At 32.9% G+C, this 22,565-nt stretch carries 29 protein-coding genes; 7 read left to right on the top strand and 22 right to left on the bottom strand.

The window, feature by feature from the left end; all coding sequences use genetic code 11:
* Positions 1–21: 21 nt before the first annotated feature.
* On the bottom strand, positions 22–204 hold the full coding sequence (locus tag PQ963_04330) for a hypothetical protein (GenBank protein ID MEN4028891.1): 183 nt from the start codon (positions 202–204) through the stop codon (positions 22–24).
* A 532-nt stretch (positions 205–736) separates the two neighbouring features.
* Between PQ963_04330 and PQ963_04325 the strand changes: the two genes are divergently transcribed.
* The 7 genes from PQ963_04325 to PQ963_04295 all read left to right on the top strand — a co-directional run bounded on the left by PQ963_04325 (position 737) and on the right by PQ963_04295 (position 4,819).
* Complete coding sequence (locus PQ963_04325; protein MEN4028890.1) at positions 737–2,578, top strand: hypothetical protein; 1,842 nt, start codon at positions 737–739, stop codon at positions 2,576–2,578.
* A gap of 171 nt (positions 2,579–2,749) precedes the next feature.
* The gene (locus tag PQ963_04320; GenBank protein ID MEN4028889.1) at positions 2,750–2,923 is read left to right on the top strand and encodes a hypothetical protein; all 174 of its coding nucleotides are present in this window, start codon (positions 2,750–2,752) and stop codon (positions 2,921–2,923) included.
* Positions 2,913–3,167 (top strand): type II toxin-antitoxin system RelE/ParE family toxin, encoded by a 255-nt coding sequence (locus tag PQ963_04315; GenBank protein ID MEN4028888.1) that lies wholly within the window; start codon positions 2,913–2,915, stop codon positions 3,165–3,167. The genes PQ963_04320 and PQ963_04315 overlap by 11 nt, the downstream gene beginning before the upstream one ends.
* A gap of 94 nt (positions 3,168–3,261) precedes the next feature.
* A complete protein-coding gene (locus PQ963_04310) occupies positions 3,262–3,849 on the top strand; it encodes a plasmid pRiA4b ORF-3 family protein (protein ID MEN4028887.1) in 588 nt (195 codons plus the stop codon).
* 142 nt (positions 3,850–3,991) lie between these two features.
* Positions 3,992–4,396 carry a nucleotidyltransferase domain-containing protein gene (locus PQ963_04305; protein MEN4028886.1) on the top strand — a complete coding sequence of 135 codons (405 nt, stop codon included), beginning with the start codon at positions 3,992–3,994 and terminating at the stop codon, positions 4,394–4,396.
* A 4-nt stretch (positions 4,397–4,400) separates the two neighbouring features.
* On the top strand, positions 4,401–4,526 hold the full coding sequence (locus tag PQ963_04300) for a hypothetical protein (protein MEN4028885.1): 126 nt from the start codon (positions 4,401–4,403) through the stop codon (positions 4,524–4,526).
* Positions 4,523–4,819 carry a DUF86 domain-containing protein gene (locus tag PQ963_04295; protein MEN4028884.1) on the top strand — a complete coding sequence of 99 codons (297 nt, stop codon included), beginning with the start codon at positions 4,523–4,525 and terminating at the stop codon, positions 4,817–4,819. The genes PQ963_04300 and PQ963_04295 overlap by 4 nt, the downstream gene beginning before the upstream one ends.
* 82 nt (positions 4,820–4,901) lie before the next feature.
* Here the strand turns inward: PQ963_04295 and PQ963_04290 are convergent, their stop codons facing one another.
* From PQ963_04290 to PQ963_04190, 21 genes are all read right to left on the bottom strand, one after another.
* Positions 4,902–5,330 carry a type II toxin-antitoxin system VapC family toxin gene (locus PQ963_04290; GenBank protein ID MEN4028883.1) on the bottom strand — a complete coding sequence of 143 codons (429 nt, stop codon included), beginning with the start codon at positions 5,328–5,330 and terminating at the stop codon, positions 4,902–4,904.
* Positions 5,327–5,602 (bottom strand): AbrB/MazE/SpoVT family DNA-binding domain-containing protein, encoded by a 276-nt coding sequence (locus PQ963_04285; protein ID MEN4028882.1) that lies wholly within the window; start codon positions 5,600–5,602, stop codon positions 5,327–5,329. Before PQ963_04285 ends, PQ963_04290 begins: the two co-directional genes overlap by 4 nt.
* Before the next feature lie 360 nt (positions 5,603–5,962).
* Positions 5,963–6,310 carry a hypothetical protein gene (locus PQ963_04280; GenBank protein MEN4028881.1) on the bottom strand — a complete coding sequence of 116 codons (348 nt, stop codon included), beginning with the start codon at positions 6,308–6,310 and terminating at the stop codon, positions 5,963–5,965.
* A 261-nt stretch (positions 6,311–6,571) separates the two neighbouring features.
* On the bottom strand, positions 6,572–6,730 hold the full coding sequence (locus PQ963_04275; protein ID MEN4028880.1) for a hypothetical protein: 159 nt from the start codon (positions 6,728–6,730) through the stop codon (positions 6,572–6,574).
* Positions 6,730–6,939, bottom strand: coding sequence for a hypothetical protein (locus PQ963_04270; protein ID MEN4028879.1), 210 nt, complete (start codon positions 6,937–6,939; stop codon positions 6,730–6,732). Before PQ963_04270 ends, PQ963_04275 begins: the two co-directional genes overlap by 1 nt.
* A complete protein-coding gene (locus PQ963_04265; GenBank protein MEN4028878.1) occupies positions 6,905–8,620 on the bottom strand; it encodes an SWIM zinc finger family protein in 1,716 nt (571 codons plus the stop codon). The genes PQ963_04270 and PQ963_04265 overlap by 35 nt, the downstream gene beginning before the upstream one ends.
* Positions 8,621–8,679: 59 nt before the next feature.
* Complete coding sequence (locus tag PQ963_04260) at positions 8,680–9,108, bottom strand: hypothetical protein (GenBank protein ID MEN4028877.1); 429 nt, start codon at positions 9,106–9,108, stop codon at positions 8,680–8,682.
* 19 nt (positions 9,109–9,127) lie between these two features.
* Complete coding sequence (gene cas3, locus PQ963_04255) at positions 9,128–11,734, bottom strand: CRISPR-associated helicase Cas3' (GenBank protein MEN4028876.1); 2,607 nt, start codon at positions 11,732–11,734, stop codon at positions 9,128–9,130.
* On the bottom strand, positions 11,734–12,573 hold the full coding sequence (gene cas5 / locus PQ963_04250; GenBank protein MEN4028875.1) for a CRISPR-associated protein Cas5: 840 nt from the start codon (positions 12,571–12,573) through the stop codon (positions 11,734–11,736). Before cas5 ends, cas3 begins: the two co-directional genes overlap by 1 nt.
* Positions 12,574–12,584: 11 nt before the next feature.
* On the bottom strand, positions 12,585–13,826 hold the full coding sequence (gene cas7i, locus PQ963_04245; GenBank protein MEN4028874.1) for a type I-B CRISPR-associated protein Cas7/Cst2/DevR: 1,242 nt from the start codon (positions 13,824–13,826) through the stop codon (positions 12,585–12,587).
* Between the two features lies 1 nt (position 13,827).
* A complete protein-coding gene (locus PQ963_04240; GenBank protein ID MEN4028873.1) occupies positions 13,828–14,169 on the bottom strand; it encodes a hypothetical protein in 342 nt (113 codons plus the stop codon).
* 12 nt (positions 14,170–14,181) lie between these two features.
* Positions 14,182–16,047: a hypothetical protein gene (locus PQ963_04235; GenBank protein ID MEN4028872.1), complete on the bottom strand. Its 1,866-nt coding sequence runs from the start codon at positions 16,045–16,047 to the stop codon at positions 14,182–14,184.
* On the bottom strand, positions 16,044–16,763 hold the full coding sequence (gene cas6 / locus PQ963_04230) for a CRISPR-associated endoribonuclease Cas6 (GenBank protein MEN4028871.1): 720 nt from the start codon (positions 16,761–16,763) through the stop codon (positions 16,044–16,046). Before cas6 ends, PQ963_04235 begins: the two co-directional genes overlap by 4 nt.
* Entirely contained in the window at positions 16,753–17,742 is a 990-nt protein-coding gene (locus tag PQ963_04225; protein ID MEN4028870.1) for a tetratricopeptide repeat protein, read from the bottom strand. The genes cas6 and PQ963_04225 overlap by 11 nt, the downstream gene beginning before the upstream one ends.
* Before the next feature lie 11 nt (positions 17,743–17,753).
* Positions 17,754–19,835: a tetratricopeptide repeat protein gene (locus PQ963_04220; GenBank protein ID MEN4028869.1), complete on the bottom strand. Its 2,082-nt coding sequence runs from the start codon at positions 19,833–19,835 to the stop codon at positions 17,754–17,756.
* A 1-nt stretch (position 19,836) separates the two neighbouring features.
* Positions 19,837–20,037, bottom strand: a complete 201-nt coding sequence (locus PQ963_04215; GenBank protein ID MEN4028868.1) for a hypothetical protein — start codon at positions 20,035–20,037, stop codon at positions 19,837–19,839.
* A 199-nt stretch (positions 20,038–20,236) separates the two neighbouring features.
* Entirely contained in the window at positions 20,237–21,298 is a 1,062-nt protein-coding gene (locus PQ963_04210) for a DUF6569 family protein (GenBank protein ID MEN4028867.1), read from the bottom strand.
* Between the two features lie 20 nt (positions 21,299–21,318).
* Positions 21,319–21,690 (bottom strand): response regulator, encoded by a 372-nt coding sequence (locus PQ963_04205; GenBank protein ID MEN4028866.1) that lies wholly within the window; start codon positions 21,688–21,690, stop codon positions 21,319–21,321.
* A 29-nt stretch (positions 21,691–21,719) separates the two neighbouring features.
* A complete protein-coding gene (locus tag PQ963_04200; GenBank protein ID MEN4028865.1) occupies positions 21,720–22,094 on the bottom strand; it encodes a DUF4064 domain-containing protein in 375 nt (124 codons plus the stop codon).
* A 27-nt stretch (positions 22,095–22,121) separates the two neighbouring features.
* A complete protein-coding gene (locus PQ963_04195) occupies positions 22,122–22,349 on the bottom strand; it encodes a hypothetical protein (GenBank protein MEN4028864.1) in 228 nt (75 codons plus the stop codon).
* On the bottom strand, positions 22,346–22,565 hold a 220-nt coding region (locus PQ963_04190; GenBank protein MEN4028863.1), incomplete at its 5' end, for a hypothetical protein. The genes PQ963_04190 and PQ963_04195, both read right to left, overlap by 4 nt.

Below are 22,565 nucleotides of genomic sequence, written 5' to 3'. Positions count from 1 at the left end.
CTCAACTTTATGAGTGATTGTTTATAAATGATTGCTCAAGTTTATGGGTAAGTTACCCAATCTAAATCTTTCTCCACGTTGAACTTTCTTTTTAAGTTCAACTGCATCAGTTTCTGGCCCGTCAACTATTCTGCAGAAGTCTTCAAAGGTTACTTTCTTTCGAAATTTAACTTCTGCACCGTTTTTAGTTGATTTCCATCCCATAATGTCACCTGGCTTTAATTTGAACTTTTTCCTTATTTCCATAAGATTATGGTCTTAAAATCCTTTGAAATTTTAGTTTCTCTGCCATATTATCCTGTTAAAATATTAGTTTTTAAAGTAAATACTATCTCCAGGGGATTAACCAGTTTAAACCATTATTTCATTGATCCCAAAGAAATATAAAATTGTAGATAAATAAAGATTTAAGTAACTCAATTGAGATGGTCTTCAGGTGGCAGATTATGAAATTAATTGCAGATAGTTTTAATAAGCGTTTTTCTGGTTGGATGATAACTTTACCAGAAGAAGACCTTAATGCCCGGCGTAGTGGCCATATCAATAAAGAGGGCTGGCTATTTTGAATTGTAATCTAAAATCGCAGAAATGCTGATTGATAAGGAATTCGATAAATTCACCATCAACATGGCTTTAAGTGTATGGCCAGTTAAAGACTCAAAAAAGGAGTAATCATGCAATCCATTAATGTTCATGTGAGATCACCTAAAACAAAAAATTAGGGGATGATATTAAAATGAAGGATAAACAGCCGTCTATTAACGAATGGAAAGACCTGTATTCTGCAGCAATAGAATTTAAAAAATTAAAACCATGGGATTGGATGTGGGATTCTGATATATTCGGAGTTCAAAACCCGGGCACTGGTGAAATCGGTTATTGCTGCATAATGGGAAGATCAGGCGAACATTTTGCCCTGGGGGTGTATTTGGGCAGTGAAGGATTGGGGGAGTTGTTACGAATATTATCTGGAGAAAAAATCCTTCCTGATGAACCTGTTGGGCTTCTTAATCAAAAATGTCTCATGGCTTCATTTGAAAACAGAGAATATATAGAAAAGCGTGATTATGAGATAATCAGAAAACTGGGGTTAAAATTCAGGGGGAAGAATGAATGGCCATTGTTTAGAAGTTATCTGCCGGGCCATCTTCCATGGTATTTAAACAGTGAAGAAGTACAGTTTCTGACCATTGCACTTCAGCAGGCAATTCATGTTTGTAATCGTTTTAAAAATGATCCAGAGATGCTTGTTCCCCCTTCAGCTTCTGAAATATTAGTTCGGGTGCCTTTAAAAGAAAATGGCCTTAAATGGAGAGATGAATGGTTAGAACCCCTTGAAATGGATGAAGAGGAAATGATGGTAGGTGGCGTAGATGAAAATGTTTTGGAGGATCTCCAGAAATTGAAGCGTCATGGAATCTGGGAAGCTGATTTCTTTTATTTTCATGAGGCTGTTCAGGATGGCCCCGAAGAAAGGCCATACTTTCCCTACGTAATTTTATGGGCCGAAAGAGACACTGGACTCATTTTAAACACCGAAGTAGTGAACCCGAAAGAGTGGGTGAGTGTTTTTTCAATTCAAGTGCAGGAAAACATTGAAAACACCGGATCATTACCCACTGAAATTATTGTTAAGAAAAAAGAACTTTTCACTTTCCTTGAACCTATAGCTTCTAAACTGGGAATTAAATTGACCTTAGCTTCTAATTTGAAATTAATAGACAGAATAAAAAAAGATATGCAGGATGTTCCAGTGGATGATGAGGATAAGATGTTGGAGGCTGTGATGGAACTTATGATGGAAGATGAATCATTCCAGGCCATGGTGGAGGATGGATCACTTGATGATCTAATAAAAAAGGGATCGATGCGTGATTTACTGAAAGATGAATTAATTCAATCTGCAATATGGAGAAAAAGAAGAGAATATGACACGATTAAAGAGAATGAATACGACCCTGGGCAAACCACATTATTTGATTACAATAACTCCAGTCCGGATGAAGGAGAATACATAGACAGGGAACGGGAAGTTGTGAATGATTACCATAATTTAATTCAGGAAGAACCTGGAATTCCTGAATTAAAAGTGGAATTAAAAAAGCTAATTAAAAAAGACCCTGACTTTTTTGGCTCCTATTTAACGCTCTTTAAGATATTACAGAATGAGGGCAAACAAAAAGAAGCAGAGAAATTGCTGGATGAAGCCTATAAAAGAGCAATAAACCTGATAACTGATAAGAAAGGTGAATGGCCAGACTTACTGGAGTGGGGATGGGTGGAAAACAGGCATATCATCAGTACCATTTTAAATAAGGCTGTTTTGTTGTGGAAATCCTCAAAAACAGATGATGCTCTGGATTTATTCAGAAAACTCTTAAAATCAAATCCTGGTGATAATGCAGGTGCACGTAATTACATTCTGGCCATTAGAATGAAAATGAGCTTTAAAAAATTTGAAAAACGGTTTAATAAAGGCGGGTTTTATGATTCCCACTTAAGTGACTGGTTTGAAAAAAATTATAAGAAGTTTCCTGATGAGTTTGACTGGTGGGATAAACTAATGGAAGAATATTGACTTGTAAACCTCTTAGATCTTATTTTTCTCTAATTTTATTGATTTAATGTACTTTTCTTTAATTATATAATTAGAAAAATTTTCATATTTTTTAGAATATGATTCCCCCAAAATTTAATAGATATAACCATTAAAATATTAAATTATCTGAATTTTCCAATGGTGAGATAATTGAGCGAAATAGATAAAGAGATATCTGAAATTAAATTTCTACTAGAAAAAATTGAAGGAATAATCGATTCAAGACTAATAGGAATAGAAGAACCTGATGCGGATGAAATTGAAGAGATAAAGACGTATCAAAAAAAGAAAAAGCAAGGGACTCTTGAGTTAAATGAAATATAGGGTATTTCTAGAGAAAAGGGCTCAGAAACAACTGGAAAATCTTAATGACAATGACCATATAAAAGATAAAATAATTAAACTTAAAGAAGGTTTTGTTCCTGAACTTGACATTAAAAAGTTAAAAGGCTTTAAAAACCATTATCGTTTAAGAGCAGGAGGATATAGAATTCTTTTTGAGCTTCAAGAAGGTCCTTCTATAATAGTTTATGCCATTCTACCTCGAAAGAAGGCTTATAAAAAATAATCCCTTAATTTTCTTATTTATATAATTTAAAGTTCTTAAATTGTACTTTTTCCAATTCAATAAATGTTTTTCCTGATTTCTAGAGGTGTTAGATATGAAAAAGAAATTTGAACATGTTTATCAGTTCCGAATTGACCTGAAAGATATCAAACCACCCATCTGGCGCAGAATACAGGTCCCTGAAACCTATACTTTCTTTGATCTGCACGTGGCCATTCAAAATGCCATGCTCTGGAGTGGAGGCCATTTGCATAGATTCTACGTCACAGATCCATTCACCGGGAAAAAAGTCGAATTAGAAGCTCCGGAGTGGGAGACAAATATATCTGATTGGTTTAATATGGAAAAACCGCGAGCAAGTTACGTCTATGACTTTGGCGATTGGTGGGAGCACAAAATAAAACTGGAGAAGATAATCCTCAGAGAAAAAGGCGTTAATTATCCGATATGTATCAAAGGAAAAAGAGCATCTCCACCTGAGGATAGCGGGGGTGTTTGGGAATATGAAGAGCTTTTAGAGATCATAAAAAATCCTGATCATGAAGAATACGAAGAAACACTTGAGTGGCTTGGAGGAAAATTCGATCCGGAACATTTTGACCCCAAAGAGGTTGTTTTTGATGACCCTGATGAATATCTGGATGATGAAATTAGATTGAAAGAGGAACTTGATTTATTGTAAGTTTGTAATTTCAAAGGAATAACGGGATGTCAATTTTGGTCATAGTTCAATCATTCATCTTATTGGACATTTATCACCATAAAAATTTAATATATGTAACTTAAAGAATATTAAGCGAGAAGGAAAGTAAATTGGTGATTCTTTGAAGTATGAGAAGGAAGTTAAAGAATTCCTGCAAAAACAGGACTACGTTGAACTGACCTACCTCTTTGGATCCGTAGCCTTGCAAAGAGCAGGTAAGCTTAGCGATGTAGATCTGGCGGTCTTTCTGGACGAATCACTTGATAAAAAAGAGAAGTTCAGGAAAAAACTTAGATTGATAGCTGATTTAGAGGATATATTAAAAATTGACCGTCTGGATCTGGTTATAATGAACGATGCACCCCTTTCACTTAATTTTGAAATTATAAAGGCTAACTATCCACTTTTTATTCGGAATAAAGATCTGAAGGTAGATTTAGAACAATATATCATATCCCGATACCTGGACCGTCAATATTACGATAAGCGATGGGCAGACAACCTGATTAAAAAAACGGCTGAATGAAAAGATGAAAATAAAAGAAAAAATTGCCCGGAAAATAGTTGAATATGCAAGGGTATGTGGAATTTTTAAAGGAACAACCTGCAGACGAAGAAGAATTAGTAAAGAATTACCCCCTGAAATCTGCTATTGAGTAATCTTCAACTGGCCATTGAATCTGCCCTGGATATTGGAGAAGTTATAATTTCTTTTGAGAATCTTGAAAAACCAGAAGACTATCGAAGCATTATAATTACGCTTGGAAAAGAGGGGATAATCCCTGAGAAATTTGCCAGGAGATTTTCTGAGGCAGCGAAACTCAGGAACATACTGGTGCATATGTACACAGAGGTTGATCCTGCCATGATTTCACAGATACTGGAGAATAATCTGGATGATTTTGATGAATATGCCCGATATATTGCCTGTTATGTGGATAAAATGTGATTGAGTTTATCATGAAGAGTTACTCAACTTTGTGAGTGATTATTTATAAATGATTGCTCAAATTTATGAGCAAAACTCAATATCATTTTTCTATGCGTTTAATGTCTGGAAATACATCAAAATGTTTATTAAATGTGCATATTTCAGTACAGTTTGTTTTTATCATACCTATGTATGCTATTGCATCATTAAACCCTATTTTATTCTGTCTGTATTGTTTTACGATCTGGTGAGCATTTATCATGTCTAAATGAGTTATTTCAATTATTTTGATGAATGGATTATCTAAAAGGAATTTTTGAACTCTTATGGATGAATCATGACTTATTATACGTTCGATAATGTTCATTGCTTCGCTTACTTGTATTGATGTCATGTAAACAGTTTCTTTTCCGGATATTAAGCATTTTACTATATTTTTAGCATTTTCCTTTTTTTCAAGTGTTTTAGGATTTGTTTTTTTGTGTGTGGTAAAAGCATAAACGATCACATTAGCGTCTATGATTCTCATAAATCAATACCTTCTTTTTTTAGTCCTTTGAGAATAAGTTCTCGTTTCATTTCATGCCAATCACTTCCATCACTTTCGAGAGGTATACCAGTATCAAATAAATCGCTTATATCCTTAACTTCATAGGGTTTGATTATTATCTCACCATCTGTAATTTCCAGTTTAACAGTTCGGTCTTTTACATGCTCTTTTAACCATTTTTTGGGTATAACCAATCTTCCCTGATTGTCAATTGTTTTTATTTCTTCTTTTTTTATTAAAGCAGGGGACATTGTTTTTACCTCTTTTTAAGGTGTTAGGTTATTTTATGTGATTATAGGTATATAAACATTTCTTACCTAAATAATTGATCTTACCTAACAGAGGTGATTAAGGTTCAAAGGTAAATATTTATAGAAGTTATTTTTTCCTAAATTTTTGAATTCATCCCCTTAAAATAGTCTGATTTAAGCGCTTAAAAATTTTAATTCTTTCACAATAATACACACTGCATTGTCCCTTAAAACCACTTTTTGCGCTTTATGTCTGCCAGATCTCACAATCACTTTAGTTTGCGATATCTTTCTAGCCTCACAAACTATCCTATCCCCTTTTATAACAGTTTCTCTACCCGTATAAATCTCTGGCATTTATTATTCTCCTAAGCGGCCTTCTTTCACGAGTTCATCTGTTATATGAGCTACAAGTTCCAGATCTAATTCTAAGTCCTCTGCTACAACATCTATATAAGCCTTTTTGTATTTTTTGTAATACCCCAAAACTTCTTTTTTAGCAGTATCATAATCCACATCCCGGATTTTAATTATGTTTATTGACCTTAATTTATCCCGGATAGCTTCTCGCGCAAAATCAGATGCACTTATGAATCTTCCCGCTTCTATTAGGGCGAGTACTTCTTCATATTCTGCTAATGTTATTTTTGTGCCGATTGTTTTGGTTTTACTTACGTAAGTCATGGTTAGTCTTATATGGTTAACCATATAAGTATCTTGGCATTACAGAATTACAATCATGAATAGCATGATTTTATTTTAAAATCCTTTGAAATAATAGCAGAATCTATGCAAAAACCACTTCTTTCTGGTAATTCAATTTATGGCTTCGCATGAATCTTTCAAGCTCATTTTCATATTCTTGAGGGACTAAAATACCTGAACGGCTTCTTCAGCGAGGTCTCCGTTGCTTCCACCATAGCCCAATCTTTCATAAATTCTGTGCAGTCGGTGAAAACACTTTCTTTTTTAAAATTCGGTTTTTACCATGTGAAAAGTTTGGGTTCTTCTGTGGGTAGAATATAGATTTTCTCTACTTTCAAATGCTGATATGGCCTCTTCAGCAGCCTTAAAAGCCATATCGCCAACAACCGATAATCGTCCTTTCTGGAGTGCTTCAAATTTCATTAAATCAAACCTCTTTCTTCCATCATTTTCAATAGCTTCTTTTTACCTTTATTGCTCTTAGCAAGCCAGTGCACATACTTTTCAAATTCAGCCTTGCTTATCATTTCCTTCAGTAACATCAGAATATCCAGGGCATCATCATAGTGGATATGGGAAATGTTAACAGTCTGATATCTATGGTTTAGAGAGTTTAACCACATATTCTGCATTTAAACGTTCCATATAGAATTTTATCTCTGCTTTCTCCAGATAGGGTAGTAATCTTTCAAGTAATCTAAGAGCAGATTCCTGACTTCTCTTTAAGAGAGCGGTGGCAAATATTTTAGCTGCAGGAACATTCATTGTAAGATTTATAGCTTCCTCAATTTTTTCATCCTCTAATTCTTCCACCAGAAAATCAACGAGTTCCACAAAAGTTGCATTGATTTTGAATTGTCCTTTTTCCAGAGCTTTAAGTGTTAAATTCACAGCATCGGTATTTTGTCCTTTATCCTTTGCAGCCTCAGCCACTTTCACTATCAAATCAGAATATAAATAACGAGACGAAAATGCACGCTTTACAGCCTCATCAAGCCGATCTTCCTTTAAAAGTATGGGTATTACCACACTATCATCACACTTAGTTATTATGGCCTGCAAAAGCTCATCATACTTCTCTATTTTAATAAATAAGCGTTTTATCATGGAATATTTTTTAATATCACGATGATAAGATAATAAATTAACAGCAACCTCCAGAGCATCCCTTTCATTTACCTGCAGCCATTTTTCGTCTGAAAAACGATTCATGAGATCGAAGTACAGTTTATCAAGGGAGTAATTCCTTTCTTCCTTCAGTTGCAGCCCTTCTGTCACATATACAAAGGCCTCCTGGCTTCTACCTTCCCCTACCAGAAAACTGGCAATCCGCAGGTAATCATCTTTATTTTCCAATCCTGCTTTAAGGATAGTTTTAAGTGAGTTTTCAGGTAAGTTAAGGTTCATATACAGGGAACTTACCAGTTCGATGATTTTTCTCCTCTGATACCTGGAGTGATTATCAACCCCTGCCTCCGGAACCCGGCGGAGTAATTCTTCTTCTATGATGTGCATGTTGTGCGGAGTTGCCACAGCAAAGAGCATCTGCTCTGTTTCAAGGCCATAATCTTCCTTTTCCACGATCCTTATTATTCTGTGGACAAGGGCCTGTTTATCTTCCTCATCTAAAGCTATGAGCGAGTTACTGGCATCTTCAACGCATTCCACGATAAGGTTGCCCAACTCTCCGCTGGAATCATCAACGTTGCCGTAATTTTTTGCTCCTTTTTCTATGATCAGAAGGTATATTTCAGTTGCGTCCCTTAAATTTCCCTCTTTCCCCTGGTTGTCGGCGATTTTTTTCACTTCCTCCAGCTCATGAACCACACCAGACACAGCATAGTAATCAATGAATCCCTCCATTGAATAGTCAATTCTGGTGGAAATAGACTCCATATTCACCTTAACTTCATCTATTTCTTTAGAAAACCCTAATTTGGATGCTAAAAATGGATCTTCTTCTAAAATCAGGTTTATTATATCCAGAAGTTCATTTTTATCCTTAGCTTCCAGTGAAACCATCAGATCATCAGCATCTAAAAAGGAATCTTTATGGTTAATCCACTCTAAAATCAGGGCCACACCATGTTTGCACATTACTCCCACAGGACAACTACATCTGGAGTTAATAGTATCTGTAATTTCAACCCATACCCTGTAAGGTTCAGGCATTGCACCGATGACCGTTCCAGTAAGTTTGTTTCCTTTTTTAATCCTCATTAACACATATTTATTCTCATAATATCCCATTCCCCTGTTGAAGGTTACATTGCCAAATGCACTTTGAACCTGGTGTACATCAATATCTTTCATAAGATGATTTGGAATTTTATTTGAAATTAATCTACTGGTTTTTAAAAATCAACCTCTCCTCAAATACCCGTTTTCGTCTTACTGTTCGCTTCTTCTTCTAATTCTTTGAAGAATTGTTCAATAGGCATAGGTCCAATAGATTCTTCTTTTTCGGCTTCTATGATGTCCACCATGATTTCCGCCTCCAGGTTATAAATATAGTGAGTGAAATGCTGCCATAAAAAATAACTGTCAAATTTTCGCCTGATTAGATGACCGCAGTTCTTACAAACACTTGTTTTATTGTCAAAGAAATCAGTTTCTTCATTATCATTGCCTTTAAGATAGTCATTAAGATTTTCTTCGTTAACGACATCATAAATGCAAATTCCTTTTTCTTCTTCCAGTTTTACAGATTTATAGATGAATTCCAGCATTATTTTGTCGGCGTGTTTTTTAGTAATCTTTCCTTTTGCCACAAGCTCTTCAAGGCCCCAGATTCTGCTCAAAAATGTCACCTTTAATTATTTAAAGAATTTCAACCGAATCATTTTCTTTTTTCAAAATACTATCAAGCCCATATTTTTTCACTGAGTTAACTTCTTCGTCATTAACTCTATTCCAAATGTAAAATCCTCTAAATTCACGAGTATCTCTATTCCAGAAATCGCTTTTATCCTCATAGTAGATAGGAACATTTACTGAATATTCATAAAGGATTTTCTTTAATTCCCAGATATCTATATCTTCTCCAGTATTTTCCTTTATTTTAGCCATTATTTCTTTCCAAGACTTTGCATTTTCTCTTATAGATTTTGCAAATATATTTTTAACAGTTTTATCCTTATTTTCTTCCAATTCTATGAGTCCTGGAATTACAACTTTATAGCCCGCGATATCTCTGAAAAGTCTTTGTGCTTGACTTTTCTTTTCAACTGTAAAGTAATTTAAATAGTCTAATGTTTTTTCAATTTCATCTTCATAAATCTTTTTAAGTTTAATTCCATCTATTTTTCTTTCAAAAACTTCATTTATCATTTTTCGTTCGTCTTCATAATTTAAGGAATCCTGCTTATTTTCATATTCTTTAAGGGCTTCAAACGTCTTTTCAACTACTTTACTGTCATATACAAAGCTAGTTCCTCTATCGAGTTTTAAAGATCCATCTTCAGATTTAGCCCCTGCAAATATGACAACATTAGGAATATTTTCATCATAATCTGCTTCTCTATTTCTGTGTATTCTTCCCCATCTCTGTATTTGGCTGTCAACTGTTGATATTTCTGTTATCATTGCATCAAAATCAAGATTCACTGATGCTTCGATTATTTGAGTTGCTACAACAGTTACTTTTTCGCCATTACTAATCTTCTCTTTTATTTCACTTATTCGTCTACTTTTTTCCAACTCAATTAGTCTGGAATGTAAAAGATATATATTGTCTTTTTTATTGCCTTTTTCTAATGATTTAAACAAATTTATTGCTTTTTTAACATTATTAACTACCAAAAACAAATTTTTATTTTCAAAAAGTTTAATAAAATCTTCTAATTCCGATTCTTCATTTAATTGAGAATTTTTGCTGAAAAGAGATTCTTCAATTACTTTAATCTTGTGCCTTCTCTGATCGAAATTCTTTATTTGGCTTTTAGTATTTTTATCAAGCTTTGCAACATCGATAATTTCCAAATCTTCGCCGAATATGCTTTTAAAGAACTTTTTAAAGTAAGGTGGAAATGTGGCAGTTATTATAAGAAGTTTTCCTTTTAGATTGTGAATAATTTCAAGTGTCTTAATGATTATTGCTGCCATTTCCTCATTATATGTTTGTATTTCATCAATAACTATGGATGAAAAAGGATAAACAGAAATTACTTTATCAGAGCCGTAATAATTCAAAGAAGTCAAAAATACTTGATCTGGAGTTGTAAGGAGAATCGGAGAAGAAATCATTTTCACTGAAGTCATCATTTTATCCATATCTAGATATTTTCCTTCTTTTTCTTCCTTAATATATTCAATAAATGCTGTTGAATGTAATATGTCTACAAATTCCTCTTTAAAATAACCATCCTTAGAATTTCGGAAACGTGAAAAAAGATCATTTAGTGCGACTCTCAAAGGTAGAGTATAAATCAATTTTCTTTTATTCATTTCAGCCCACAAGATGGCAAATTCTGTTTTTCCTGAGCCTGTAGGGGCAATAAAGATAAGTGATTTGTCTGTATTAACATTTTTTAATACATCTTTTTGCCAGAGGTAAGCTTCTTCATTATCTTTAGTTATACTGCCTTCAATTTTATCAGATAATCCTTCAAAAACATTTTCGAGTTCTTTATATTCAATATTAACTCCACCACTTGAAGAATAATCACATCTTCTAAGGAAACCAAGTAGAACTAAAAAATCATAATCTGGATTGTCATTATCTATATCATAGAACTCTGCAAATTCAGATATGTCATCTTCACGAGAATTTATCTTTTCAAGGAGTAAATTTGTTTTCCCAATATTCGTTTCTGCTTCTAGTGAATTAATTGCTGAACATGCTATTCCAGAATTAGAAAATTCATCTTTAATATATTTAAACAAGTTCATAAGGAAATTTCGTAAAATACCAGAATTTCCATTGATAAATTTAAGATAAGAAGATGTAGCCTTATGATAGTTAGAAATTATCTCCATAAGATCTTTTTCTGCAATGAAATACTCATTATAATGATGGAGAAGTATTGCTGTCCTCAGTTTTTTGTCTAATTCGTTGTTTCCTAATAGAAATGTGCTCCAAATCGACGAAAGTATTTCATGCCTTGGATATCTCATTTCAGGATTATTAAGTGGCTTTAAAAAAGTTTTTAACTTTTTCCAATCTTCACTATCTTTTTCATCGCTGTTAAAAACCTTTTTCTGGAAAGTATAATCAATTTTACCAAGATCATGTAATATAGCTGCAATCACGAGTTTTTCAAAAATGTCATTGTTAGCAACCATATCATAATTAAATGAATCTTTATTTTCTTTTACAAATTCATTGAGTTCTAAAACTCTTCTTACAGCTTCTTTTAGGTGGTCTTTAAGCAAATAATTTTCCTGATCTCCTGATTTGGCTCTTAAAATTTCAATTAATTCATTCATTATAACCACCCGAATTCTTCAGGTATTTTAAAAGTTAAATTTTTATCCTTTATATTGTAATTTTCAACTTTTACTTCATCTTTAAGAAAAATAACCTGATCTAATCCAGTATATATAACAGTTTCAAATTCTGGCACTCTTTTAGTGGATTTAGTAATTTCTGCTTTATTAGTAATCGGATCTTCTCCATTTTTGAATGTTACTTTCAGGGGGATAGAATAAACAGGAAATTTCTCATTTTTAATTGGAAATTCCTGGTACGAATCATTCTTACTTTTGAGTTTAATATAAGCTGGTTGTGTCAACCAAATATTTTTTTTTGCTATTTTTTCAGAAAAAGAAAAGTCTTCTTCAGAATAAACACTCCTTAAAAATATTATATCTTCACTTCTTCCAATATACGGTATTTTACTTGGATTTAATAAAGATTTTTCAATTTCTTCAACTAAATCTTCTTTTCCTTTAAGAAAAATGTAAAGGTGACCATTAAACAATTCCTGCTGAAATACGGGAGATCTTTGAGAAGTTATACCTCTCCCATATAATGGAAATCCTTGATTCCACAGTTTTATTTCCCCTTTATATTTCATAAGGTTAATACCATTTTTAGCACCTTTAATTAAGCTCTGATAGTTCCAGAAAAAGCTCTCAAAACCTCCGTGAACACTAATTTTGATCTCATGAAAATCTTCATCATAATATCTTCTGGTGATATTCTGTAACATACCAATTATCGTTGATTTTGGAGGTAAAGGGTAGGATTGAGCATAATAAAAGGTGAAAGGATTTCTATACTGTGCAAATGGTTGAAATATTTCAAGTAAGGTTACTCTTTCCATATGGCAATCACCTATTTTTCCTTACTATTTTTTATTTCTACTTCAATGCTTGGATCGTAAAATACAGTTACTTCTTCACATTCCTTTTGAATAGACTCTTCATCATGAGTAATTTTTCCCTCTTTTTCTGATGCTTCTTCTTGAGAGTTTGTTTTATCTCTAAACAGGTGATTTATACATTCAAAGATTCTTTTTTCATCTATTAATTCAGGGGCACTGTTTACGCCATTAATTTCAAAAGTTGGTTTCCTGCTTTTGGTTGTTTTGTGCCTAACCTTTACTATTTTTCCACCATTTTCGAGTTTAGACTCTTCTATTTCGTCATACTCTTCCTCTACGTACTCATCTAGAAGAGTGATTTTATCTTTGTAAGTTTTATAAAAATTATCTTCATAAATGCCCAAAATCATTACTTTAGGCGTAAGATCTTCTTCTCTTCCTTTTATACCTCTTTTAAGGTTTAATATTGTTTTTATGAGCTGATAAATTCTTTTTTCTACTGAATCATTAGAATTCTTTTTCAATCCATATTTTATTATGGTTAAATCATCATTAGGATTTATTAATTCTAATTTTTCGATATTATCACTTTGGATAATTTCATCCTGCTTTTTACCCTTTTTAAGCTTAAAAATAATTTTTTCTCCATCTTCAATGTCTTCTATTTTCCATTTTTCATTTTTAAAGTTAATTTCCGAATCTTTTTTAATGTAGACTTCTGTTTCACCTATATTTTCAATATCTATAACAACAGAATATTGATAAAAAGTCTCATGTTCTTCGGATGTGAATGGATTAGGCTTCATATCTCCAAATTTTTTCCTCATCCTGTTAGCAAGTCCAAGATTTGCATTAAACAGAGCATCATAATTGAAAGGAGTCATTGAAACCGCATGATCGATTTTTACAGGAGCAGTCCTAAAATTTTGAGGGTCTGTAATTAGATATCCAAATAAATCAAATTCAGGATATTCAAGAAGCTCACCTGATAAAAGAAAATCTACTGCAGGCTGAATAACCTTTTTATCTCCACTTCCAGATGCCGTTAAATTTTTTTCTTCGGCTAAACTCCATAAACTAGCTTTTCTAGCAGTTTCAAGTAAGCTATATCTCAGAGCATACCTACTTACCAGTGTATATTGCCTTCCATCCCATTTTGTTATTTTTTTAAGCTCTTGGTAATTCCCACTTCCTTGGTCGTAGTTTAAAGAGTTTCCATAGAATACAATATCCATAACTATATATTTTCCCATTTTAATCGCCTCCATCAGATTTAACAGCCATTATTCCCATAATAATTGAATAAGCAACATTTTCAAAGTTTTTCGATGTTAAAGGGTAAATTTCTTGTAATTTGTCAGATAGCTCTTTAACATTTTCGTCAGATTTTTGAGCATTTAATGTTCTCAAAAGAATAGAAAAAAATTCAGATTGATTACTAGTTTTAGTCGTATTTAGCAGATTATAAACTATTTTTTGCCGGTAATTATCAGATCCGATTTTATTAAAGGCATTATGAGTATATTCTTTTATTTTCCAGAGATCTTTCTGTGATAAAGATCTTTTAGTTTCTTTTTTCACTTCCAAATTTTCCAACTTTTACACCCCCTATAACAAACCAACAACTATTGCAAGAGCATAGTTTTGCCAATTAGTCTCATTTTGAATTATATTATTAAAAAGATAGTCATTTATGTATTTAACGGTTTTAGGATCCTTTTTTCTTTCCTCAAGTAATGCTTTTAAAATAATATTCATAAATGCATGTTTATTCTGCTTTTTTATCGTTGTGACAAGTCTATGAATGATTTTATCTTTATTATCACTTGAAAAAACTTTGTATGTATTTTTAGATGCTAAATTCATCCATTTATTACTTTCTTTAATCTGAAAAACTATATCTTCATATTCTTGGAAAAAATTCGGTTCAAATAGACTTTTTTGTGAATTTCTTTTTAATGTCCTTATTTGAGCATCGACGGCAAGAGAGTAAAGCAATGTTTTTTTATTTCCTTTTTTAATTTTGTTTTTAACTCTTTCCACTAAATGATTTAAAACATGAGGGAAAAGAGGTTTACTTCTTATGAATTCTTCAATTAACCAAATCCATTTTGAATTATCGCCTCCTCTTATTTGAAGGTTCTTATTTAAAGATTTTCTTATTTGATCATCTATAATTACCATTGCTTGAAGTTTAGGGATGCCTATATACTCAATACCATTTTGGGCTCTATTATCTAACTTCTGGTATTTAATCACATACAAGTTTTCTAGACTCCATTGAGACTTAAATTCAATAACAAGATCAATTATTTCCTGCCATGTAACTCTAAAAAGAGAATTTGAGTCATCAATTTTAGATTTTTTAGATTTCAATCGTTTATTGAGCTCATAGGTGAAGTTCAAATCATTTGAATAAAATAAAGTATATCCAATTCCTCTAAAATACTCAAATACATTAGAAAAACATAAAAAATAAACAAATAAAAAAGGCATTGACTCCCTAAACATCTCAGTTGAGAAAGTAGTATATGAAATATTAGAAAACTTGTCTTCAGATGCCATAAATTTATTTATTGTTTTATCTATTTTGCTCATTATGGCCTCTTCTTCAACTTTAAAACTTATAAGATTGTAAAATCCGTTTTTTTGTTTGTAGTACCCATAAGAATTGTTAAAAAATACAAAATTACCATAAAATCCACTGTATAAAGGAATTCTATAAAATTTAGATTTTTCTTCAATAATACTTGGATTGCCAACAATTTCATTATTCCAAGTTTTACTAAGATAAAACTTAAGCTCTAAATTACTTTCTTTAAGATTCTTTACGTTGCTAGTGAAAGTTTCACTGACATTATCTAAATCTAATTGTTCTAGTTGTTCAATATCCTCATATTTTAATGATTCAATCTTACCTCTTTTGTTTAAAAGTTTCTTTAATTCATCTTGATTTTCTGAAATTAAAATATTAATTAGTTTTTCTCGCTTATCTACCAATTCAAGATAATTTTTATCATTAAAATCAGGTTTAACTTCTCCTTTTTTATTATAAGCATCTTGTACTTGCAATAATTTTTTCATTTTATTTAATTTCCATTTATCTTCTGCTATCTTGGAAATATGATTTTCCCAAACAAAATTAAATATATCTTCAGAAGACTCGAATTCTCTTTCTGATAAGCTATTTTCAAGTTCATCAATCGCATATTGAATTTCATCATTCAGATAAAGACTGTTAGATACATAAGCAAATGGAAAATATCCATAATAAATTAATTCAGGGTTTTCTTTTGTCCTGTTTTTAAGTTCATCCAAATTCCATCCATATATTTTTTCCATTAAATTTACAAAGCCCAAAATTCCCGCATCAATGAACCAATTACCTGTAAATTGAAGTTCAGGAACATTAACATTATTTTCTCCAATAATTTCTTCTTCTAAAACATTTTCACGATTTTCTACCATGGTCATAAAGCCATCACCATCCCAAAACCCATACTATTCTTCTCCCCCAAACCACAATCATATGCAAACTCCACCAGCCTCTGATCTGCCTCAATCTCAAAATTCATCATAAAACCTCTGTGATAATTCCCTTTAATATCAATCCTGCGCCTTTTAGCAGATTCCATATCCGGCCTTATCTTCACCCATCTATCACCATCAAAATCACCATAAAACTTAACATACTTATTTATCAAATTTTTCTGGACACTCTCATAAAACCGCTCATCCCCTGGCCCCAAATCCCATATCTTTAATTTCCCATCAACTTCTCGCTTTATCCGGGCCATAACTGGTGACATGGTTTTCATTTTCATATTTTCTTTGAATAGTGGCTGTTTTAATAGCTCAATCTGTTCCACCAGAAGTTTATCGCCTTTAAAATTAACTTCTGAATTCTCAAGATGGCCCTCAACGAGACTTTTTATTAAATCGTCGTTTGGAGAAGAAACATAAAATTCAAGTTTCCCATCCCTGGAAAGAACACCTCTTTTTGTGAGCTTAAATTGGGGAACATAAATCTGTGAGAATGTAAAAAATTTGAAATCCTTTGAAAAATGGAGTTTCGCTGCTAAATCAAGGTCTGCTATCTTACGATAAATAATAGCAGAAAGAACGTGGTTGTAATTATAAGGGATCAGATAATCACTGTTTTTTGATGCTAAACTGATTTTAAGCCTCATTTTCTTTTTCCTCAATTATTTCAAAACCTTCACCGTTCATATATTCCATAAAATGCTTACCAATACCTATTGCGATTTCCCTTCCTTTAATTTCTGGTATGCGCAACATTTTTTCGCCTATATATACATTTACAGTGTATTTTTGGTTAATAAAATTCAAGGCAATATCTTTTAAATACTTACCCTCTTCATTCCCTGGATCCATTTCCAGAATTTTATTAAAACACTCCAAGGCCTCACTATCTCTGCCTGACATCCCCAGTGATTTTCCTTTCTCCCTTAAAACAGATGTTACATCTGGATCTATTTCTAAGGCCTTATCAAAAGCTTCTACAGACTCATCATATTTTTCCATTCTCTGTAAGCTGCGTCCTATCTGATCAAATGCCATCAAACTATTTGGGGGGTCGTTTTTCAAAACCCATTCCATGCAATCAATTGATTCTTCGTATTGTCCCAGTTGCCTTAGAAGTACTCCTTTAAGATACATTGCATGAGGATTTTCAGGATTTATTTCCAATGCACTGTTTATAGATTCCAGCGCCTCTTGATATTTTCCTAAAAATCCAAGGCATGTGGCTTTTTCAATCCAGGCAACTTCATAATCCCCATTAAGCCTGATAGCCTGTTCATAATATTTTAAAGCACTTTTACAATCCCCTAAAGCTACAAGAGAGCTCCCTTTACCAAAATATATATCACAATCATCAGGATTTATTTCAATAGCATTATCAAAAGCTTCAAGAGCTTCATCATGGCGATTTAAGTTGGATAAAGCAATGCCCTTACTACCCGCAGCCATTGCATGTCCAGGGTCTAATTTCAGGGATTCATCAAAGCAATGGAGAGCTTCTTCATTTGAATTTAAATACATCATGAGCAATCCTTTATGGCTCCATAATTCAGCGTTTCCAGGATCTTTTTTCAGTTTCTGGTCTATATCTTCAACTGTTTTTTGTAGTTTCTCGCCCTTTTCCAATTCAATCCTTCCTATATGCCTTTATTTTGATTAATGATGTCCAAACTTATCTTTTTAAGATTTATAGCAGCTTCATTATCTGGTTCAATTTCCAGAACTTTTTCAAAACATTCTAAAGCTTCCTCTGGTCTCCCCATTAAACCCAAACATCTTCCTTTCTCTATCCAGGTAGGCACCAAGTAAGAATTATTATCTAAAATACTATCAAAATACTTAATTGCCAGGGAATATTCATCTAATTCCAGAAAATTAATTCCTATCTGAAACAACACGTCAATCTGTTGTGGATTTTCATTCAAAACTTTTTGGAAGCTTTTGGTAGATTCATCATATCTTTCCAATTGCCTTAAAGCTATTCCTTTATAGTAAAGTGCTTCTCGATTCATTGGATTCAATTTCAAGGCTTCGTTGAATGATTCAAGCGCTTCTTGAGGTCTATTAAGTACTCCTAAGCATTGACCTCTATCTATCCAGATACTCTCATTATCAGGCATCTGTTTTAGAGCTTTATCAAAACTATCTATCGCCTCTTCACATTTATTATAAAGCTTTAATATTATCCCCTGAGAAAGTAAAGCCACGCCATCATCAGGATATGTCTTTAAAACTGTTTTAAATGTGTTAAGCGCATCTTCAAGTTTTGCCAGGTTCATTTCACTTCTTCCCTTATAATATAATGCTTCCCGATTATTAGGATCAGTATTAATAACTTTATTCAGCATCTGCAGTGCTTCTAAATGTTTGTCAAGATTTGAAAGTGCAATTCCCTTTAAAAGCAATGCTCCAACGTGCTCGGGTTCTCTTTTTAAAACTTCATCCACATACTTTAAGGATTCTCCATAGTCTCCCATTTTTTGAAGTGTTTTTCCTTTAAAAAATAGGGCATCCATAAATTCTGGTGAAATCTTTAAAACTTTATCTAAACAGGAAAGTGCGTCTTCCCACATTTCTAAATGCATGAAAATAGATGATTTGTTCATCAGGGGGTAAATGGCATTTGGATCTATCCTCAAAGCGTTGTCAAAATATTCCATACCTTCTTCAAATCTTCCAAGTTCAATTAAAGTAGCTCCTTTATCAGTATATGCATTTAAAAATTCAGGATTGAGCTTTATTATCTCATCATAAGTGTTCATTTCTTCTTCATATCTACCAAGCTTATGAAGAACATCAGCTTTACGATAAATTATTCCAATATCATTTTCAGCAAGTTTCAGAGCATTATTGTATGATTGGAGAGATTCAGAGTATCTTCCAAGATCATATAATGCAAGACCTTTTCTATAATGAGCTTCTGGAACTGTAGATTTTATTTCTATTGATTTATCAAAAAATTCCAGAGATTCATCTAATTTACCTATTTCATATAACGTTCTGGCCTTTAAAAGTAATGTACGGCTATCTTCAGGATTTAATTGCAACCCTTTATCATAGAACTTAAGTGCTTCCCCATATTGTCCATATGTGGCATAAGCTGTTCCAGAGAATATCCATGCATAGAAACATTCATCATCAATTTCTATAGCTTTTTGAAGGCATTTCATGGCTTCATTTTTATCCTCTTCAATAAGGCTGAATCCTCTCCAGACCAGAGCTTCAATGTTTTCAGGTTTTATATCCAGTATTTCCTGTGCACATTTGGCCAATTCATCATAATTTTCCATTTTAAGAAGACAGAAGCACTTTTCCCTCAAAATATATATTTTATCATCTGCATCATCAATAATTCTGTCAAAAATTTCCACAGCTTCCGCATATCTTCCCATTGCGGATAAATAGAAGGCCTTATTGTTCCATAACACTCTATCTGTAGGATTTTTATCCAGCGCTCTATCCATGTATTTTAAACACTCTTCATATTCACCTGCTGCAAATAAAGCATGCCCAATATTATTAAGGGCCCAATCAAAATCTGGATCCAGTTCAAGCGCTTTTTTAAAACTTTCTATTGCTTCTTGATGCCTATTAAGGCCATTTAAAGCCATTCCTTTCCTTGTCCAGTTTTCAGGATCCTCAGGTTTTTGAATTAATTCTCTATTGCAGTGTTCAACTATCCTTTTGAACTCTTCTTCTGTTATTGCACGAGTTTCCAATTTAAACCCTCATTAAATTTTCTTTTAGAGTATATACCTGGAAAAGAAAGATTAAAAATTTAAAATCCCTTAAAAAATAGAGTTTGCTCGCTAAATCAAGGTCTGCTATCTTCCTGTAAATAATAGCTGAAAGAATATGGTTGTAATTATAAGGAATTAAATAATTACCGGTTTTTGATGATAAACTGATTTTTAGTCTCATTTTATTTCCCTGCCTCATCTTATTGGGGCATTTTTTATTCTTTTCTATGGGTTAATGGATTTTTCAAATATATAAATGTTTATAAAAATTCTTTTATTGGTAATATCTTTTTGTGATGTGGATATCGGCATTTGTATGTATTTACAGTAGATTCATTGTAATTAATAAAAAATCATGGGTTTGCCTTGAAACTCACTTATTATACTATTTCTTCTTTACTGATGTTTTCGTTTTCAAAAAAGGTTGCATGGATAATCTGGTCCTGGTATAAAAGAGAAGAGCCGATCAAGGATTTGCTTTTATATCTGCAGTCCCAGCCATATCCTACTGATTTGTGTACGCTTTCCTCGCATTCTGTGATATTTTTAATGAAATTTCTGGCTCTTTCAACCCTATTTTTGGCTATAACATCTTTATAGTTTTCCTGTAAGATTGCATCTATGCTATAGCTTTTAATTAACTTTTTATGGAATTTTTTATATGTTGATTCCAGTGAAAAAATATCAAAGCCTGTTATATCTCCGTTTATAAATACAAATATGCCTTTTTGTCCATCCAATGGTTTAAATGCTTCTAAATATTCTTCAAGGTTTTTATCTTTAGATTCATAAATGTTTTTCATAGCTCTTGTAGGTGACTCAGTTTCTGTGGTTGCTGCATAGCAGTGCATTTCTTCAATACCCTCCCAAATAGCGCCTTGTTCTGACCGAAATTCGCCAAAAGTTTTGAGAGATTCTCTAACAGAGGCTGATTTTTTCTTTCTGATTTTAGAAGAAGCAACTGTATCTGAATCTGCAAATTCTGCTGAAGTATAGGACCATCTTCCGCTTTCTGTGCAGCTAACTGGAATAATGGTTTCGGACTGTTCTTTAAGTAGTATTGTTGTATTTATTATCCGATTTTGCTTTGCACCGATAATTTCTTCACCATCAAGGAGCAGAACAGGTATTTCCGCTTTGTTTACGACCTTTAATTCAGGTACTGAACCTCCATGATCTTTTTCTGTTATAATCAGGAGATCCTTATCCAGGGCTTCCTGTAATGTAAGATAATTAAGCGCATGATTTTCTTTTTTAAATAGTGGAATAATGGACATTTCCCCAAATTCCTGTATCTGTCCATTATCCAGGGCTTCCTGTAATGTAAGATAATTAAGCGCATGATTTTCTTTTTTAAATAGTGGAATAACGGACATTTCTCCAAATTCCTGTATCTGTCCAAATTCCAGAGTTGATAAATATTTACCCATTAACGAATCCACTTTATTAAACTCCTAATTTTTTACTTCTGTGTTTTTAGAGCTGTTTCAATCGTAATCTGCAATTCTCTTTCATTAAAAGGCTTTATCAAATAAGCATGTGGCTTTGTTGCCTTTGCACGTTCTAATACTTCATTGCTGCTATGAGCTGTAAGATATATTACTGGAATATCCTGGTGGGCATTGATCTGCTGGACTGCTTCTATTCCATCTATTTCGCCTTTAAACATGATATCCATTAAGATTAAATCTGGTTTTATTTTAGCTGCCTTTTTAATGGCTTCTTCTCCAGAAGTGGCTGTAAATGGTTTGTAACCCCATGACCTCAACCCATCTTGAAGTTCCATTATCAAAATGGCCTCATCTTCAACCACCAGTATTTTTGCACCGGACATTCCTTAATTCTCCTCTTTAATGAGGTCATTCATTTCCTCACTAAAGCCAGTACACCTCCAAGTGCCAGGAAGAAACCTCCCAGTATATAAAATACAAAGATGCAGATGAATCCTATTATTGCACTTAGTATCATTATTATACCGCCGGTTTGTGGCTTATTCTTGACCATTACAGCCCCTATAACTCCTGTAATTGACACAATGATTGCAATTGTCCCAGAAATCATTATATCAGAATAACCAGCCACATTAAAAGCTTCTCCAAAGCTACCAATCATTACAGCTCCAATGCCTCCAAGTAATCCAAAAAATCCGCCCATAATCCCAAGAACTAATTCTAAAGTTCTTGATGGTTCTTTAACAGTTTCTAAAACTTGAGATTGTTCTTTTACTTCTTCAACCATTTTATCATCCTCCTACACCATAATTTTTTATTTTAAGCCCCTGCTGGCGTTTTCTCTAATTTCATCTAAACTATATTCTTTCACAATTTTACCGTTTAAAAACACTGTTTCAAGCGAAAAATTATTTATTATACCCTTTTTTGAGATTTTACCTTTATCTGTTACTGGATATTTGAAAACATCTCTTCCTTCACCGTTTATCTCAGCGTAACTGCATTTCATGGTGAATTTTTGAGTATCCCTGTTTAATTTTATTTAATTCCTTCTACTTTGTCAGTTACTATTACGTAGTCTGATAGGCCGTATTTGTAGTCTGAGTTTCTTTTGAATGTTCCTGTGACTTTTATATTGCTGAAAAGGTCAAGATCTATTGGTGGTCCGGTGTACCATATTGACACTGTGCTTGCTCCTACTTTTTCTGAGTCTCCCATCATTATTTCTGTTCCTTCTGGTGTTCCCAGGGTTGGGTTT

The organism is Methanobacterium sp., assembly GCA_039666455.1.
GTDB lineage: Archaea > Methanobacteriota > Methanobacteria > Methanobacteriales > Methanobacteriaceae > Methanobacterium_D.
This window is presented reverse-complemented; position numbering and strand designations above follow the sequence as displayed.

What these genes read in the sequence shown, in the direction of transcription:
- PQ963_04330 (MEN4028891.1), bottom strand. Translation starts at nt 204, where the DNA reads ATGGGATGGAAATCAACTAAAAACGGTGCAGAAGTTAAATTTCGAAAG.
- PQ963_04325 (MEN4028890.1), top strand. Translation starts at nt 737, where the DNA reads ATGAAGGATAAACAGCCGTCTATTAACGAATGGAAAGACCTGTATTCT.
- PQ963_04315 (MEN4028888.1), top strand. Translation starts at nt 2,913, where the DNA reads ATGAAATATAGGGTATTTCTAGAGAAAAGGGCTCAGAAACAACTGGAA.
- PQ963_04310 (MEN4028887.1), top strand. Translation starts at nt 3,262, where the DNA reads ATGAAAAAGAAATTTGAACATGTTTATCAGTTCCGAATTGACCTGAAA.
- PQ963_04300 (MEN4028885.1), top strand. Translation starts at nt 4,401, where the DNA reads ATGAAAATAAAAGAAAAAATTGCCCGGAAAATAGTTGAATATGCAAGG.
- PQ963_04290 (MEN4028883.1), bottom strand. Translation starts at nt 5,330, where the DNA reads ATGAGAATCATAGACGCTAATGTGATCGTTTATGCTTTTACCACACAC.
- PQ963_04285 (MEN4028882.1), bottom strand. Translation starts at nt 5,602, where the DNA reads ATGTCCCCTGCTTTAATAAAAAAAGAAGAAATAAAAACAATTGACAAT.
- PQ963_04280 (MEN4028881.1), bottom strand. Translation starts at nt 6,310, where the DNA reads ATGGTTAACCATATAAGACTAACCATGACTTACGTAAGTAAAACCAAA.
- PQ963_04275 (MEN4028880.1), bottom strand. Translation starts at nt 6,730, where the DNA reads ATGAAATTTGAAGCACTCCAGAAAGGACGATTATCGGTTGTTGGCGAT.
- PQ963_04270 (MEN4028879.1), bottom strand. Translation starts at nt 6,939, where the DNA reads ATGCAGAATATGTGGTTAAACTCTCTAAACCATAGATATCAGACTGTT.
- PQ963_04265 (MEN4028878.1), bottom strand. Translation starts at nt 8,620, where the DNA reads ATGAAAGATATTGATGTACACCAGGTTCAAAGTGCATTTGGCAATGTA.
- cas3 (MEN4028876.1), bottom strand. Translation starts at nt 11,734, where the DNA reads ATGAATGAATTAATTGAAATTTTAAGAGCCAAATCAGGAGATCAGGAA.
- cas5 (MEN4028875.1), bottom strand. Translation starts at nt 12,573, where the DNA reads ATGGAAAGAGTAACCTTACTTGAAATATTTCAACCATTTGCACAGTAT.
- cas7i (MEN4028874.1), bottom strand. Translation starts at nt 13,826, where the DNA reads ATGGGAAAATATATAGTTATGGATATTGTATTCTATGGAAACTCTTTA.
- PQ963_04235 (MEN4028872.1), bottom strand. Translation starts at nt 16,047, where the DNA reads ATGACCATGGTAGAAAATCGTGAAAATGTTTTAGAAGAAGAAATTATT.
- cas6 (MEN4028871.1), bottom strand. Translation starts at nt 16,763, where the DNA reads ATGAGGCTTAAAATCAGTTTAGCATCAAAAAACAGTGATTATCTGATC.
- PQ963_04215 (MEN4028868.1), bottom strand. Translation starts at nt 20,037, where the DNA reads ATGAGACTAAAAATCAGTTTATCATCAAAAACCGGTAATTATTTAATT.
- PQ963_04205 (MEN4028866.1), bottom strand. Translation starts at nt 21,690, where the DNA reads ATGTCCGGTGCAAAAATACTGGTGGTTGAAGATGAGGCCATTTTGATA.
- PQ963_04200 (MEN4028865.1), bottom strand. Translation starts at nt 22,094, where the DNA reads ATGGTTGAAGAAGTAAAAGAACAATCTCAAGTTTTAGAAACTGTTAAA.